Annotated in this window: 10 protein-coding genes and 2 pseudogenes; 8 read left to right on the forward strand and 4 right to left on the reverse strand. The window is 72.6% G+C overall.

The genetic code is table 11. The features are described from left to right. The 4 genes from B1205_RS20415 to B1205_RS20430 all read right to left on the reverse strand — a co-directional run. A partial coding sequence (locus B1205_RS20415) for an NADH:flavin oxidoreductase/NADH oxidase (protein ID WP_089157115.1) occupies positions 1-1,024 on the reverse strand: 1,024 nt, incomplete at its 3' end. A 56-nt stretch (positions 1,025-1,080) separates the two neighbouring features. Beyond that, positions 1,081-2,370 (reverse strand): dicarboxylate/amino acid:cation symporter, encoded by a 1,290-nt coding sequence (locus B1205_RS20420; protein WP_176308705.1) that lies wholly within the window; start codon positions 2,368-2,370, stop codon positions 1,081-1,083. Positions 2,371-2,520: 150 nt separating this feature from the next. After that, positions 2,521-3,192 carry a DUF998 domain-containing protein gene (locus B1205_RS20425; RefSeq protein ID WP_254910059.1) on the reverse strand — a complete coding sequence of 224 codons (672 nt, stop codon included), beginning with the start codon at positions 3,190-3,192 and terminating at the stop codon, positions 2,521-2,523. After that, positions 3,185-4,150 carry a glutathione S-transferase family protein gene (locus B1205_RS20430; RefSeq protein ID WP_089157024.1) on the reverse strand — a complete coding sequence of 322 codons (966 nt, stop codon included), beginning with the start codon at positions 4,148-4,150 and terminating at the stop codon, positions 3,185-3,187. The genes B1205_RS20425 and B1205_RS20430 overlap by 8 nt, the downstream gene beginning before the upstream one ends. A 110-nt stretch (positions 4,151-4,260) precedes the next feature. On the opposite strand from B1205_RS20430, the gene pcaF reads away from it, so the two are divergent. The 8 genes and pseudogenes from pcaF (at position 4,261) to B1205_RS20470 (ending at position 15,051) form a co-directional block, all read left to right on the forward strand. Continuing rightward, complete coding sequence (gene pcaF, locus B1205_RS20435; protein ID WP_089157116.1) at positions 4,261-5,466, forward strand: 3-oxoadipyl-CoA thiolase; 1,206 nt, start codon at positions 4,261-4,263, stop codon at positions 5,464-5,466. 116 nt (positions 5,467-5,582) lie between these two features. Continuing rightward, positions 5,583-6,346 (forward strand): annotated as a pseudogene (locus tag B1205_RS20440) (SAM-dependent methyltransferase). A 6-nt stretch (positions 6,347-6,352) separates the two neighbouring features. Next, positions 6,353-8,500, forward strand: a complete 2,148-nt coding sequence (locus B1205_RS20445; protein WP_089157025.1) for a putative bifunctional diguanylate cyclase/phosphodiesterase — start codon at positions 6,353-6,355, stop codon at positions 8,498-8,500. A 63-nt stretch (positions 8,501-8,563) separates the two neighbouring features. Continuing rightward, positions 8,564-9,064, forward strand: a complete 501-nt coding sequence (locus B1205_RS20450; RefSeq protein WP_089157026.1) for a DUF456 domain-containing protein — start codon at positions 8,564-8,566, stop codon at positions 9,062-9,064. Between the two features lie 253 nt (positions 9,065-9,317). After that, complete coding sequence (locus B1205_RS20455) at positions 9,318-10,871, forward strand: amino acid permease (RefSeq protein ID WP_089157027.1); 1,554 nt, start codon at positions 9,318-9,320, stop codon at positions 10,869-10,871. Positions 10,872-11,493: 622 nt separating this feature from the next. Beyond that, positions 11,494-12,803: pseudogene (locus B1205_RS20460) on the forward strand (glutamine synthetase family protein). A gap of 119 nt (positions 12,804-12,922) precedes the next feature. Next, entirely contained in the window at positions 12,923-14,278 is a 1,356-nt protein-coding gene (locus B1205_RS20465) for an aldehyde dehydrogenase family protein (protein WP_089157028.1), read from the forward strand. Positions 14,279-14,283: 5 nt separating this feature from the next. Continuing rightward, positions 14,284-15,051 (forward strand): 3-oxoacyl-ACP reductase, encoded by a 768-nt coding sequence (locus tag B1205_RS20470; RefSeq protein ID WP_089157117.1) that lies wholly within the window; start codon positions 14,284-14,286, stop codon positions 15,049-15,051. Positions 15,052-15,073 lie beyond the last annotated feature (22 nt).

Consider the following 15,073-nt stretch of genomic DNA (forward strand, 5'->3'; position numbering starts at 1 on the left):
CGAGCTTGGCGGCGGCGCGGCGCGGCCAGTACGGGTCGCGGAGCAGTTCCCGGCCCAGCAGCACCAGGTCCGCCTCGCCGGCGGCGACGATCTGCTCGGCCTGCTCCGGCTCGACGATCAGGCCCACCGCGCCGGTCGGGACACCGGCGTCGCGGCGGATCCGGGCGGCCAGCGGCACCTGGTAGCCGGGGCCGACGGGGATGGACGCGCGGGCCGCCGCGCCACCGGAGGAAGCGTCGACCAGGTCCACGCCGGCCGCGGCCAGCTCCCCGGCGAGCACCACGCTGTCCTCGATCGTCCAACCCCCGTCGGTCCAGTCGGTGGCGGAGATCCGGGTCAGCACCGGCACGCTCTCACCAACCGTGGCGCGGACCGCGCGTGCCACCTCCAGGGTGAGCCGCATCCGGCCGGCCCGGTCGCCGCCGTAGCCGTCGGTGCGCCGGTTGGTCAGCGGGGAGAGGAACTCGTGCAGCAGGTAGCCGTGCGCGGCGTGGATCTCCACCGCGGCGAAGCCGGCGTCCAGGGCCCGCCCGGCGGCGGTGGCGAACGCCTGGACCGTGGCGGCGATGCCGGCCTCGTCGAGCGCGGTCGGCGTGCGGTAGTCGGGCACGAACGGGTCGCCGCCGGGGCCGACCGGCGTCCAGCCGCCCTCGGCGTCCGGCACGCCGCCGCGCGCCGCCGCCCACGGGCGGTACGTCGAGGCCTTGAAACCGGCGTGGGCGAGCTGCACGGCCGGCACCGCGCCCTGGCCGGCGACGAATGCGGTGACCGGTCGCCACGCGTCGACGTGCGCGTCGGACCAGAGACCGACGTCCTGCGGGCTGATCCGTCCCTCGGGCACCACCGCGGTCGCCTCGGTGAGCACCAGCCCGGCCCCGCCGACGGCGCGGGAGCCGAGGTGGACGCGGTGCCAGTCGGTGGGCAGCCCGTCGGGGCCGGCACTGTACTGGCACATCGGTGCCAGCGCGATCCGGTTGGGCAGGGTGACGCCGCGCAGGGCCAGCGGCTCGAACAACGCGCTCATGCGGTCTTCCTCTGTGTCATGGATCCGGGTGCGTCCTGGCCGCCCTGGCGACCAGATCAGGCGGGTACGGGGGCGAGACGCTCGTTCTCGGCCGGCTCGACCGGCTCGATCAGGTCGCGCTTGCCGGCCGAGTCGTACGCGGCCCGGTCGAGCGTGCCCTCTCGGGCGGCCACGATGGTCGGCACCACGGCCTGCCCGGCCACGTTCGTCGCGGTCCGCATCATGTCGAGGATCGGGTCGATCGCCAGCAGCAGACCCGCGCCGGCCAGCGGCAGGCCCAGCGTGCTCAGGGTCAGGGTGAGCATCACGATCGCGCCGGTCAGGCCGGCGGTGGCGGCCGAACCGACCACGGAGACGAACGCGATCAGCAGGTAGTCGGTCACGCCCAGGTTCACGCCGAACACCTGCGCCACGAAGATCGCGGCCAGCGCCGGGTAGATCGCGGCGCAGCCGTCCATCTTCGTGGTGGCGCCGAACGGCACCGCGAAGGAGGCGTACTCGCGGGGGACGCCGAGGCGCTCCACCGAACGCTGGGTCACCGGCATGGTGCCGACCGAGGAGCGGGACACGAAGGCCAGCTGGATGGCGGGCCAGGCGCCGGCGAAGAAGCGCAGCGGGTTGAGCCGGCCGGCCGCGACCAGCAGCACCGGGTAGACCACGAACAGCACCAGGGCGCAGCCGACGTAGACGGCGGTGGTGAACTTGGCGAGCGGGGCCAGCAGATCCCAGCCGTACGAGGCGACGGCGTTGCCGATCAGGCCCAGGGTGCCGATCGGGGCGAGCCGGATCACCCACCAGAGCGCCTTCTGCACGATCGCCAGCACCGAGCGGTTGAACTGCACGAACGGCTCGGCCGGGTCGCCGACCAGCAGCGCGGCGGCGCCCACGACCAGGGCGAGGAAGACGATCTGCAGCACGTTGCCCTCGACGAACGCGCCGACCGGGTTGGTGGGCACGATGCCGGTGAGGAAGTCGATCCAGGAGCCGGTGGTCTTCGGCGCGGTGGCGCCGGCCGGGTCCAGGTTCACGCCCCGGCCGGGGTCGGTGAGCAGGCCGAGACCGATGCCGATGGTCACCGCGATCAGCGCGGTGATGCCGAACCAGAGCAGCGTCTTGAGCGCCAGCCGGGCGGCGTTGGCCACGCCGCGCAGGCTGACCACGCTGACCACGATGGCGGTGAAGACCAGCGGCGGCACGGCCAGCTTGAGGAGCTGGACGAAGAGGCCGCCGACGGTGTCGAGGGTGCTGGTCAGCCAGGCGAGGTCGTTGGCGCGGGCGAGGAAACCGAGCGCCACGCCGAGGACGAGACCGAGCAGGATCTGCACGGAAAAGGGAATCTTGCGCAGGGTGGAAGCCATGAGGACAGGTCCAAGGTCTGGGGAGGGAAGGGGGCGTCGGGGGCGGAGCTACGCCGGACAGACGCCGCTGGCCTGCCGTCGGAGGTCGACGTACAGGCGCTCGGTGAGGCACCAGACATTGGTCATCGCCGACCTATGCTACTCCCGCTGCCCGCCCCACCAGAAGGACCACTTTCCGTGAGACCCCTTACACCGGTCGTTTAGAGGGGACAGCAGCAGGGCGGTGGTCAGGGCCCAGGCGGCGGTCACCGTCAGCAACACGCGCTCCAGCACGCCCACCAGGGTGCCCCGGCCCACCAGCAGCATTGCCAGCCCGACCGCCCCGGCCAGCGGCAGCGCCACCGCCGCGCCGACCGTGGCGACCCGCCGCAACGCCACGTCGACCGCGGGGCGGAACACCAGCGCCAGCATCGCGAAGACCACCGCGGCGGTCGCCGCGATGCTGGCCCCGCCGTGCACCAGGTCGGCGACCGTGGCGGCCTCGAACGGTGGCAGTGGGCAGCCGGCGCTGCACGTCACCGAGCCGGAGAGCGCCGTCGCGACCGTGGCGACACCGAGCAGCACGGACGCCGCGCGCGCCGCCGGTGGCAGGGCCGCGGCGAGCAGCAGCAGCGCCGTCGCCAGCGTGAAGATCCCGATCCGGTACGCCCCGGCGTACCCGCTGTCGGTGACGCCCGCCTCGCTGACGTACCCGGTCGGGCCGGGTCCGGGACCGGCGATCACGGCGACCGTCACCATGATCACGCCGGCCACGACGCAGCCGGCGGCCGCGGCGGCGGCGGCGCTCCGGCGTGGCGTGCGGTCAGTCACGCCCGTGCGGCGTGGTCCAGCCGGACAGGTCGGGACCGAGCGGCACGATCCGGGTCGGGTTGATCATGTCGTGGGTGGCGTAGTAGTGCCGTTTGATGTGGTCGAAGTCCACCGTCCCGCCGAAGCCGGGGGTCTGGAAGAGGTCCCGGGCGTACGCCCACAGCACCGGCATCTCGGTCAGCTTCCGCCGGTTGCACTTGAAATGACCGTGGTACGCCACGTCGAAGCGGACCAGCGTGGTGAACAGCCGCACGTCCGCCTCGGTGATCGCGTCCCCCATCAGGTAACGCCGGCCGGACAGCCGCTCGGAGAGCGCGTCCAGCCGGGCGAAGAGCGCGGTGTACGCCTCGTCGTAGGACGCCTGCGAGGTGGCGAAGCCGCACCGGTAGACGCCGTTGTTGACGTCGGCGTGGATCTCCGCCATCAACGCGTCCATCTCCGGGCGCAGCGCCACCGGGTAGAGGTCCGGCGCGTCCGGGGCGTGGAACCGCCGCCACTCGGTGGACAGGTCGAGCGTGAGCTGCGGATAGTCGTTGGTGACCACCCGCCCGGTCAGCGTGTCGACGAGCGCCGGCACGGTCACCCGGCCGGTGTAGTCACCGTCGGTGGCGAGGTACGCCTCGGAGAGGAAGCCGATGCCCAGCACCGGGTCGAAGCCGTCCGGGTCGAGGGCGAACCGCCAGCCCCGCTCGTCCCGGATCGGGTCGACCGTGCCCAACGAGATCACGTCGTCCAGGCCGAGCAGGCCGCGCACGATCCGGGCCCGGTGCGCCCACGGGCAGGCCCGGCACCAGATCAGCCGGTAGCGGCCGGCCTCCAGCGGCCAGCGTCCCTGCTCGTCCGGCCCGCCGCCGGCCGGGGAGGTGGAGTGCGGGGTGACCCGCCCGGTGAACCGGTTGGGTTGGCGGACGAACGCGCCCCCACCGCTGGTCTCTGCGCTGAACTGGGCCCCGGCCATGCCGCCAACCTATCCGCTCCGGGCGCGGATATCCTGTCGCCGGGTGCCCCCGTGACCCGGTGGGCGGCCCGCCGACCGACCCCTTCCCACCCCCGAAGGACGTGCGCGCGATGACCGTGGCCTACCTCGTTGCCGGTGTCCGCACCCCGATCGGCCGGTACGCCGGCGCCCTCGCCGGGGTCCGCCCCGACGACCTGGCCGCGCACGTCGTCCGCGAGTTGGTGGCACGCCACCCGTCGGTCGACTGGGCCCGCACCGACGACGTGATCCTCGGCTGCGCCAACCAGGCCGGCGAGGACAACCGCAACGTGGCCCGGATGGCCGCGCTGCTCGGCGGGCTGCCGGTGGAGGTGCCGGGCAGCACCGTCAACCGGCTCTGCGGTTCCGGTCTGGACGCGCTCGCCGCCGCGGCCCGCGCCATCGTGGCCGGCGAGGCCGATCTGATGGTGGCCGGCGGGGTGGAGAGCATGAGCCGCGCGCCGTTCGTCATGCCGAAGGCGACCACGCCGTTCGCCCGCACCCCCGAGGTGTACGACACCACCATCGGCTGGCGGCTGGTGAACCCGCTGATGGAGCGCGGCTGGGGCATCGACTCGATGCCGGAGACGGCGGAGAACGTGGCCGCCGAGTTCGGCGTGGACCGCGCCGCGCAGGACGAGTTCGCGTACCGCTCGCAGCAGCGCGCCGCGAAGGCGCAGGCCGACGGCCGGCTGGCCGAGGAGATCGTGGGAGTGACCGTGCCGGCCGGCCGGCGGGAGACGAAGCTGGTCGAGGTCGACGAGCACCCGCGCGAGACGACGCTTGCGAAGCTCGCCGCGCTGCCCACGCCGTTCCGCGAGGGCGGCACGGTGACCGCCGGCAACTCCTCCGGCGTCAACGACGGCGCGGTGGCGCTGCTGGTCGCCTCCGCGGCCGCCGTCGACCGCTACGGCCTCACCCCCCTGGCCCGGGTACGCGGCGCGGCCGCGGCCGGCGTACCGCCGCGGATCATGGGGATCGGGCCGGTGCCGGCCACCCGGAAGCTGCTCGACCGCCACGGCCTGGCCCTGGCCGACGTGGACGTCATCGAGCTGAACGAGGCGTTCGCCGCGCAGTCCGTGGCGGTGCTGCGCGAGCTGGGGTTGCCGGCGGACGCCGAGCACGTCAACCCGAACGGCGGCGCCATCGCGCTGGGTCACCCGCTCGGGGCCAGCGGCGCCCGACTGGCGCTGACCGCCGCGCTGGAGCTGCGCCGCCGGGGCGGCCGGCGGGCGCTGGCGACCATGTGCATCGGCGTCGGGCAGGGCATCTCGCTGCTGATGGAGTCGGCCGACTGATCCCGGCCGGCGGCATCGCCCCGAGTGGATCTCCCGCACCTGGTCCGGCACGCCTAGAGTGGGCTGGACCACATGATCCGCCCTCCGCGGCGGCGACGACCTGGGGAGGCCGAGCGATGCACACGCCGGACGGAGTTCCCGCCGAGATCGACCTGAGCCGGCCGAGNGGCAGCTCGCCGAGCAGATCGCGTCGATGACGCCGAACCTGGCGGCCACCATGCGCTCCGGCCGGGAGTTCCTGCGCCGGGCCGTACGGGTGCTGCTCGACGCCGGCATCGACCAGTTCCTCGACATCGGCTCCGGCATCCCCACGGTCGGCAACGTGCACGAGGTCGCCCAGGCCGCCAACCCGCAGGCCCGGATCGTCTACGTCGACATCGACCCGGTCGCGGTGGCGCACAGCCGTGAGCTGCTCGCCGGCAACGACCGGGCCACCGCGCTCCTGGCCGACCTGCGGGAGCCGAAGCTGATCCTCGACCAGGCCCGGGACGGCGGCCTGATCGACTTCGACCGGCCGGTGGGCATCCTGCTCGCCGGGGTGGTGCACTTCGTCGCGGACGCCGACCGGCCGGCCGACGTCCTGGCGACCCTGCGGGCCGCCGCCGCCCCCGGCAGCCACCTGGTCATCTCGCACTCCACGTTCGAGGACCAGCCGCAGGAGATGCTGGACGCGCAGCGGCTGTCGGCGCGTACCGCCACCGAGATCACGCTCCGCTCGCGGGCCGAGATCACCGGCTTCTTCGGCGACTGGACGATCCTCGAACCGGGCGTGGTGCACATGCCGCTCTGGCGGCCCGACTCGCCGTCCGACGTTGACGAGCACCCGGAGCGTTTCGGAGCGTTCGGCGGCGTCGCCCGGCACGACCGCACAGCCGGCTGAGTCGGCATGCGCGCCCCGGAGCCCGACGGGCGTGACTTCAGCCGGCCCGGTGCCGTCGCGTACGCCGCCGAGTGGGCCCGGGCGGTGCGGCGCATCGGGTTCGTGCCGTTGAGCGCGGCCGAGACCGATCGCCTGCTCCTGCCGCTCACCGAGCGGCTGGCCGAGGCCGTGCTCGCCCCCACCTTCTCCGCCCGAGCGGCCCAGGAGGTCGGGCGGACCCTGGTGGAGGCGCACCTCACCGAGCCGGGCGTGCTCGACTGGTCGGTGCAGGCGCTCGGCGACCGGTTCCTGCCCTGGGTGCTGCCGGCCCGGGCGGAGGTGCCCGAGCTGCGCGAACGGATCGCGCTGGTGCAGGGCGGGTTCGCGGCCGGGTTCGCCCGGGCGTTGCGGGACCGGGTCTTCAGCCAGCAGGAGCGGATCGCCCGGTCCGCCTGGCAGGCCCGGGACACCGTCGAGCAGGCGTTGCGGGACAGCGAGGCCCGCTTCCGGGCGGTCTTCACCGGGGCCGCCATCGGCATCGGCATCGCGGGCGTGGACGGGCAGATCATCGACGTCAACCAGTCCTTCGCGGACATGCTCGGCTACACCGTCGACGAGCTGCGGCGGATCAACGTGTCCGCGCTGTTCCACCCGGACGACGCGGCCGGCATGTGGGAGATCTACCAGGAGCTGATCGAGGGCAAGCGGGACAGCGCCCGGGTGGAGAAGCGTTACTACCGCAAGGACGGCAGCGTGGTCTGGACCGACCTGGCCGTCTCGCTGATCCGGTACGACGACGGGCGGCCCCGCTTCACCGTCGCCATGATCGAGGACATCACCGAGCGGTACGAGTTGCAGCAGCGGCTGCGCTTCCAGGCGCTGCACGACCCGTTGACCGGCCTGCCCAACCGGACGCTGTTCTTCGAGACGCTCGGCGAGGTCTTCGGCGCGGCCGGGCCGGAGCAACGCGTCGGGCTCTGCTTCATCGACCTGGACGGGTTCAAGGCGGTCAACGACAGCCTCGGGCACGACCTGGGCGACCGGCTGCTCAAGGTGATCGCCCGGCGGCTCAGCGACTGCGTCTCCGGCCGGGGTCACCTGGTGGCCCGGATGGGCGGCGACGAGTTCGTCATCCTGGTCGACTCCGACGGCGGCCTCGACGACGCGGTGGAGGTGGCGGAGCTGGCGCTGGCCGCCGTCTCCGCCCCGGTGCACGTCGAGGACCAGCAGCTCGCCGTTTCCGCCAGCATCGGCATCGTGGAGTGCCCGGCGGCGGAGACCAACGTCGGCGAGCTGATGAAGGCCGCCGACACCACGCTCTACTGGGCCAAGGCCGAGGGGCGGGGCCGCTGGGCGGTGTACGATCCGGAGCGCAGCGCCGCCGACATCGCCCGCTCCGCGCTGGCCGCGAACCTGCCCGCCGCCCTGGACCGGGGCGAGTTCGTACTGCACTACCAGCCGATCGTGTCGCTGCTGGACGGCACCATGGTGGCGGTCGAGGCGCTGGTCCGCTGGCAGCACCCGGAGCTGGGGCTGATCGGGCCGGACCGGTTCATCGGGCTGGCCGAGGAGACCGGCCTGATCATCCGGCTCGGCGCCTGGGTGCTGCGCCAGGCGTGTCGGGACGCCGAGGCGTGGCACCGGGCGTACCCGGACACCACGCCGGTGGTGAGCGTCAACCTGGCCGCCCGGCAGGCCGACGACCCGGCGATCGTGGAGACCGTGGCGGAGGCGTTGCAGCACACCGGCCTCCCCGCCGAGCTGCTCCAACTGGAGCTGACCGAGAGCGCGGTGATGGGCAGCGCCGGCGAGCCGCTGCGTGCCCTGCACCAGCTCGCCGACCTCGGCCTGCGGCTGGCCATCGACGACTTCGGCACCGGCTACTCGAACCTGGCCTACTTCCGCCGGCTGCCGATCCACTGCGTGAAGCTGGCCGGCCCGTTCGTGGAGGGGATCCGGGGCGACGGGGCGGACGCGGTCGCCGACCACCGGGACGAGCGGATCGTCGACGCGTTGGTCCGGCTGGCACACGCGCTGGAGCTGTCGGTGACGGCCGAGGCGGTGGAGACCGAGGTGCAGGCCGAACGGCTGCGGGCGCTGCGCTGCGACACCGGCCAGGGCCGCTTGTTCGGCGCCCCCATGCCCGCCGACGCCATCCGCACCCTTCTGAGGTAAGGAAGGGCCCCCGGTTAACGCCTCCGGTATAGGAGGGGGCCCCGCTTTACAAGAGGAGAACCCGTGAGTCTGAGCGATTCGCAGGCGGTGGTGTCGGTGGTCGCCGCGCTGGCGATCCTGGCCGGGCTGGCCGGGGTGGTGGTGCCCGGCCTGCCGGCGCTGCCGCTGTGCTGGGGCGGGGTGCTGGTGTGGGCGTTGTTCGGGGGCGCCGGCCCGGGGCGCTGGGCGGTGCTCGCCGCCGCCACCGTGGTCGCCGCCGCCGGCACCGTGGTCAAGTACCTCTGGCCGGGGCGGAACCTGAAGCGGACCGGTGTGCCCACCTCGTCGCTGCTGGCCGGCGGGCTGCTCGGCGTGATCGGCTTCTTCGTGATCCCGGTGGTCGGGCTGCCGATCGGCTTCGTCGCCGGCATCTGGGGCGCGGAGCGGCTGCGGCTGGGCAGCAACCGGCTGGCCTGGCCGGCCACCGTGCAGGCGCTCAAGGCGGCCGGGCTGTCGATCCTGGTCGAGTTCACCGCCGGCATGGTCGTCGCCGCGCTGTGGGTGGCCGGGTTGCTGTTCGCGTGAGGTGCGGCGGCGCGGGCGTCCGAGGGTACGGCGGGTCGCCGTACTTCAGTGAGAGAGAGGTGGACGCCGCGCGCNCGGGCGTTGCCGAGCGCCCGGTGCCGGCCCGTCGGGTCGGGCCTGGTCACGGGCTCCAGGATGCTCCCGACACGCCGGCGGGACAACGCAATTAACCGGGTACCCATTGACCGGCTTGATCGGCGGGAGCACACTGCGAGCACTCGTACGCCGGATCTCCTTCCCGGAGGTGTGTGCCGTGGCCACGACGCCCGCGTCGACCGCCGAGCAGCCGATGGACGACGACGCCCGACGACTCGCCGAACTCGGCTACCAGCAGGAGTTGCGCCGCACCTGGAGCGGCTTTTCCAACTTCGCCATCTCGTTCTCGATCATCTCGATCCTGGCCGGCTGCTTCACCACGTTCGGCCAGGCGTGGAACAACGGCGGCCCGGTCGCGATCTCCTGGGGCTGGCCGCTGATCTCGATCTTCATCCTGATCATCGGGTTCTGCCTGGCCGAGTTGGTCTCGGCGTATCCGACGGCGGGCGGCATCTACTGGTGGGCGGCGACGATGGGCCGACCGGTGCACGGCTGGTTCACCGGCTGGCTCAACCTGATCGGGCTGGTCGCGGTGACCGCCTCGGTCGACTACGGCTGCGCCACGTTCCTCAACCTGACGCTGTCGGCGCTGTTCGACGGCTGGGCCGGCACCGGGCACCAGACGTTCGGGCTGTTCGTGGTGATCCTCGCCCTGCACGGGCTGATCAACGTCTACGGGCACCGCGTCATCGACGTACTCCAGAACGTCTCGGTCTGGTGGCACGTTGCCGGCGCGGCCGCGGTGGTGCTGATCCTGGTCCTGGTCCCGGACGACCACCAGAGCTTCCGGTTCGTCTTCACCCAGCGGTTCGACAACTCCGGCTTCGGCGACGGCGGCGGCCTGACGTTCTGGTTCTACGTGCTGCCGCTGGGTTTCCTGCTCACGCAGTACACGATCACCGGCTTCGACGCCTGCGCGCACGTCTCCGAGGAGACCCGGGGCGCGTCGAAGGCCGCCGCGCAAGGGCTGTGGCGGTCGATCTTCTATTCCGCGATCGGCGGTTGGATCCTGCTGCTCGCGTTCCTGTTCGCGGCGACCGACGTGGAGGCGATCCACGAAGCCAGCGGCTTCTCCGGGGCGATCTTCGAAACCGCGCTGACCCCGTTCTTCTTCAAGACGGTCATCATCATCTCCACCATCGGGCAGTTCTTCTGCGGGATGAGCTGCGTGACCTCGATGTCGCGGATGGCGTACGCGTTCAGCCGGGACCGGGCGGTGCCCGGCTGGCGGCTCTGGTCGAAGGTGAACCGCAACGGCACCCCGGTCAACGCCATCATCGGCGCCACCCTGGCCGGGCTTGTGCTCACGTTGCCCGCGCTCTACCAGCGCGGCGGCATCCCGGTCGCGTTCTACGCCGTGGTGTCGGTGGCGGTGATCGGGCTCTACCTCTCCTTCGTCATCCCGATCTTCCTGCGGCTGCGGATGGGCGACCGGTTCGTCCCGGGGCCGTGGACGCTCGGCCGGCGCTACCGGTTGCTGGGCTGGATCGCGGTGGTGGAGATCGCGGTCATCTCGGTCTACTTCGTGCTGCCGATCGTGTCGGCCGGCGTGCCCGGCGACCCCAACTTCAGTTGGACCGCGGTGAACTACGCGCCGCTGGCGGTCGGCGGCGTGCTGCTCGGCGTCGCGATCTGGTGGTACGCCTCGGCGCGCAAGTGGTTCACCGGCCCCCGCCGCACCGTCGAGGACACCCCCACCCCACCCTCCTGACCGTGCGCCGCCGCTCTCCCGTCGCGTCCGCCCACCGCCGGGCGGTCACGGGTGGAACGTCACGTGCGTGAGCACCCACGCTGTCCTCCTCCCCCCCAGGTTGGGCGTTGTTGGGTGGAACACCATGGGTGTCATGACGGGCCTGGGACACCCATGGCGTTCCACTGACGCCGCCGGTTGGCGGTGGGTGGAACGTCATGGGTGCCAAAACAGGGCTGAGGCACCCATGGTGTTCCAGTCGCGGGGCTGAACGGTGGTGGGTGGAACGCGGTGGGTGTCAGACGGGCTGGGGCACCCGTCTTGTCGGGTGGACGCCGGGGAGGCGTGGATCAGCGGACAGGGCCGAGGTGCCGGGCCACGGCGACGAACGAGCCCGCCGGATCTGCACCACCGCTTCCTGGCCTGGGCGCGGGCGCGTGGCTGACGCCGGTGGGGCTGTCCGCGTACCCCTGGGGTCGAGGATGCGGCCGGCGGCGGACGTCGCGCGGCTCGCGGTTGCCGTTGGGATGCGCGGCGTCCGATGATCCGACACGCATCCGGGCCCTGGAGTTTCGGCACCGGCCGGGCCGGGGCATTGACGGTGATCCGGTTTGCCAGTAGACCTTGGTGATGGAGGCCCCCGATGAGTAGAACGCCGCTTTCGTTGGAACAGTTGCGGGTCGCCGTCGCCGAGGGCGAGATCGACACGGTGGTGCTCGCCCTCACCGACATGCAGGGTCGCCTCCAGGGCAAGCGGATCCACGCGCCGTTCTTCCTCGACAACGTGCTGGAGAACGGCAGCGAGGGCTGCAACTACCTGCTCGCCGTGGACGTCGACATGAACACCGTCGACGGGTACGCGATGTCGAGCTGGGAACGCGGCTACGGCGACTTCGCCATGAAGCCCGACCTGGACACGTTGCGCCGGACGCCGTGGCAGCCCGGCTCCGCGATGGTGCTGGCGGACCTGGAGTGGCTGGACGGCTCCGGGCCGGTGGTGGCCTCGCCCCGGCAGATCCTGCGCCGGCAGCTCGACCGGCTGGCCGCGCACGGGCTGACCGCGTACGCCGGCACCGAGCTGGAGTTCGTGCTCTACCGCGACTCGTACGAGGAGGCGTGGCGGCGCGGCTACCGCGACCTGACGCCGGCCAACCAGTACAACGTGGACTACTCGCTGCTCGGCACCGCCCGGGTGGAGCCGCTGCTGCGCCGCATCCGCACCGAGATGGCCGGCGCCGGGCTGACCCCGGAGAGCGCGAAGGGCGAGTGCAACCTCGGCCAGCACGAGATCGCCTTCCGGTACGACGAGGCGGTGGCCTGCGCCGACCACCACGTCATCTACAAGAACGGGGCGAAGGAGATCGCCGCCCAGGAGGGCATGTCGATCACGTTCATGGCGAAGCCGAACGCGCGGGAGGGCAACTCCTGCCACATCCACTTCTCGCTGCGTGACTCCTCCGGCTCGTCGGCGATGCTGGGCGACGGGCCGGCGCACCTGAGCGTGACCGGGCAGCGGGTACTGGCCGGGCTGCTCGCCACCATGCGCGAGTTCAGTCTCCTCTTCGCCCCGAACATCAACTCCTACAAGCGCTACCANCGCTGCGGCTGGTCGGGCACGGGCAGGGGATGCGGGTGGAGAACCGGGTGCCCGGCGCCGACGTCAACCCGTACCTGGCGATCGCCGCGCTGGTGGCGGGCGCGGTGCACGGCATCGAGCAGGAGTTGGAGCTGTCGGACGAGTGCACCGGCAACGCGTACGAGGACCCGGCCGCCGAGCGGGTCCCCGCCACGCTGCGCGACGCGCTCGACCTGTGGCAGCGTTCGCAGGTCGCCAGGGCGGCGTTCGGCGACGAGGTGACCGACCACTACGCCAACCAGGCGAAGGTCGAGCTGGCCGCCTTCGACGCCGCAGTGACGGACTGGGAACTGACCCGTGGCTTCGAGCGCCTCTGACCCCCCGCCCCTTGCCCGCCCCGTCGATCTTGGACTTGTGGCGCCCGGATTGTTCTGAAGGCGGCTTGTGCGAGGAGCCATAACTCCAAGATCGACGAACAGAGGAGGGGGGAGCGCGCGTGGGTGAGGTGGTTTCGCCCGTTGACGGGGCGAGGATCGGGGAGGTCCGGGGCTGTTCGGTGGGGGATGTGGACGCGGCCGTGGGGCGGGCCGGGGCGGCGTTCGAGCGGTGGCGGGACGTGGCGCCGGGGGATCGGGCGCGGTTGCTGCGGCGGTTCGCCGCCGAGGTGGACGCGCACCTGGAGGAGCTGGCGCTCCTTGAGGTGCGCAACGCCGGGCACACCATCGGCAACGCGCGCTGGGAGGCCGGCAACGTCCGGGACGTGCTCGACTACTACGCGGGGGCGCCGGAGCGGCTGACCGGGCACCAGATCCCGGTGCCCGGCGGACTGGACGTGACGTTCCACGAGCCGCTCGGCGTGGTCGGGGTGATCGTGCCGTGGAACTTCCCGATGCCGATCGCCGGCTGGGGCCTCGCCCCGGCGCTCGCCGCCGGCAACACGGTGGTGCTCAAGCCGGCCGAGCTGACCCCGCTGACCGCGTTGCGCCTGGCCGAACTGGCCCTCGACGCCGGCCTGCCGGAGGGCGTGCTCACCGTGCTGCCCGGGCGGGGCGCGGTGGTCGGGGAGCGGTTCGTCACCCACCCGGCGGTCCGCAAGATCTGCTTCACCGGCTCCACCGAGGTGGGTACCCGGATCATGGCGGGCTGCGCCGCCCAGGTGAAGCGGGTGACGTTGGAGCTGGGCGGCAAGTCGGCGAACATCGTCTTCGCCGACGCCGACCTGGCGAAGGCGGCGGCCACCGCGCCGTCCTCGGTCTTCGACAACGCCGGCCAGGACTGCTGCGCCCGCTCCCGTATCCTGGTCCAACGCCCGGTGTACGACCGCTTCCTGGAACTGCTCGAACCGGCCGTGCGGGCGTTCCGGGTGGAGGACCCCGCCCGGGAGACCGCCGAGATGGGTCCGCTGATCTCCGCCGCGCACCGGGACCGGGTCGCCGGGTACGTCGACGGGGCGACCGTGGCGTTCACCGGCTCCCGCCCCGACGGCCCCGGCTTCTGGTACGCCCCGACGGTGCTGCTCGCCGACTCCCCGGCGGACCGGCACTGGCGGGAGGAGATCTTCGGCCCGGTCGTCTCGGTGCTCCCGTTCGACGACGAGGCGGACGCGATCCGGCTGGCCAACGACACCGAGTACGGGCTCTCCGGCTCGATCTGGACCCGGGACGTGGGCCGGGCGGTCCGGGTGGCTCGGGCGGTGGAGTCGGGCAACCTCAGCGTCAACTCGCACTCCTCGGTGCGCTACTGGACCCCGTTCGGCGGGATGAAACGGTCCGGCCTCGGCCGGGAGTTGGGTCCGGACGCGCTGCACGCCTTCACCGACGTCAAGAACGTGTTCATCGGCACCGAGGAGTGATCATCGTGCAGGGACGGCTTCAGGACCGGGTGGCCGTGGTGACCGGCGCCGGGAGCGGCATCGGGCTGGCCACCGTGCGGCGCTTCGCCGCCGAGGGGGCGCGGGTGGTCTGCGTGGACATCGACGCCGACGCGGGCACCCGGGCGGCGGACGAGGTCGGCGGTGAGTTCGTCGCCGCCGACGTGGCCGACGAGACGGCCGTCCGCGACCTCTTCGACGGGGTGGTGCAACGCCACGGCCGGGTCGACGTGGCCTTCAACAACGCCGGCATCTCGCCGCCCGACGACGACTCGATCCTGGAGACCGGGCTGGACGCCTGGGAACGGGTGCTGCGGGTCAACACCACGAGCGTCTACCTGTGCTGCAAGCACGTCATTCCGCACATGCGGCGGCAGGGCAAGGGCTCGATCATCAACACCGCCTCGTTCGTGGCGTTGATGGGCGCGGCCACGTCGCAGATCGCGTACACGGCGAGCAAGGGCGGGGTGCTGGCAATGACCCGGGAGCTGGGCGTGCAGTTCGCCCGCGAGGGCATCCGGGTGAACGCGCTCTGCCCCGGCCCGGTCGCCACCCCGCTGCTGCTGGAGCTGTTCGCGAAGGACCCGGAGCGGGCCGCCCGGCGGCTGGTGCACGTGCCGATGGGGCGGTTCGGCGACCCGACGGAGATCGCCGCCGCGGTGGCGTTCCTGGCCAGCGACGACGCCTCGTTCATGACCGCCACGCAGTTCGTCGTCGACGGCGGGATCACCGGCGCCTACGTGACGCCCCTGTGAGCGCGAGGAGTGAGCCGGGGTT

The organism is Micromonospora sp. NBS 11-29 (assembly GCF_002140155.1).
Classification (GTDB): domain Bacteria; phylum Actinomycetota; class Actinomycetes; order Mycobacteriales; family Micromonosporaceae; genus Micromonospora.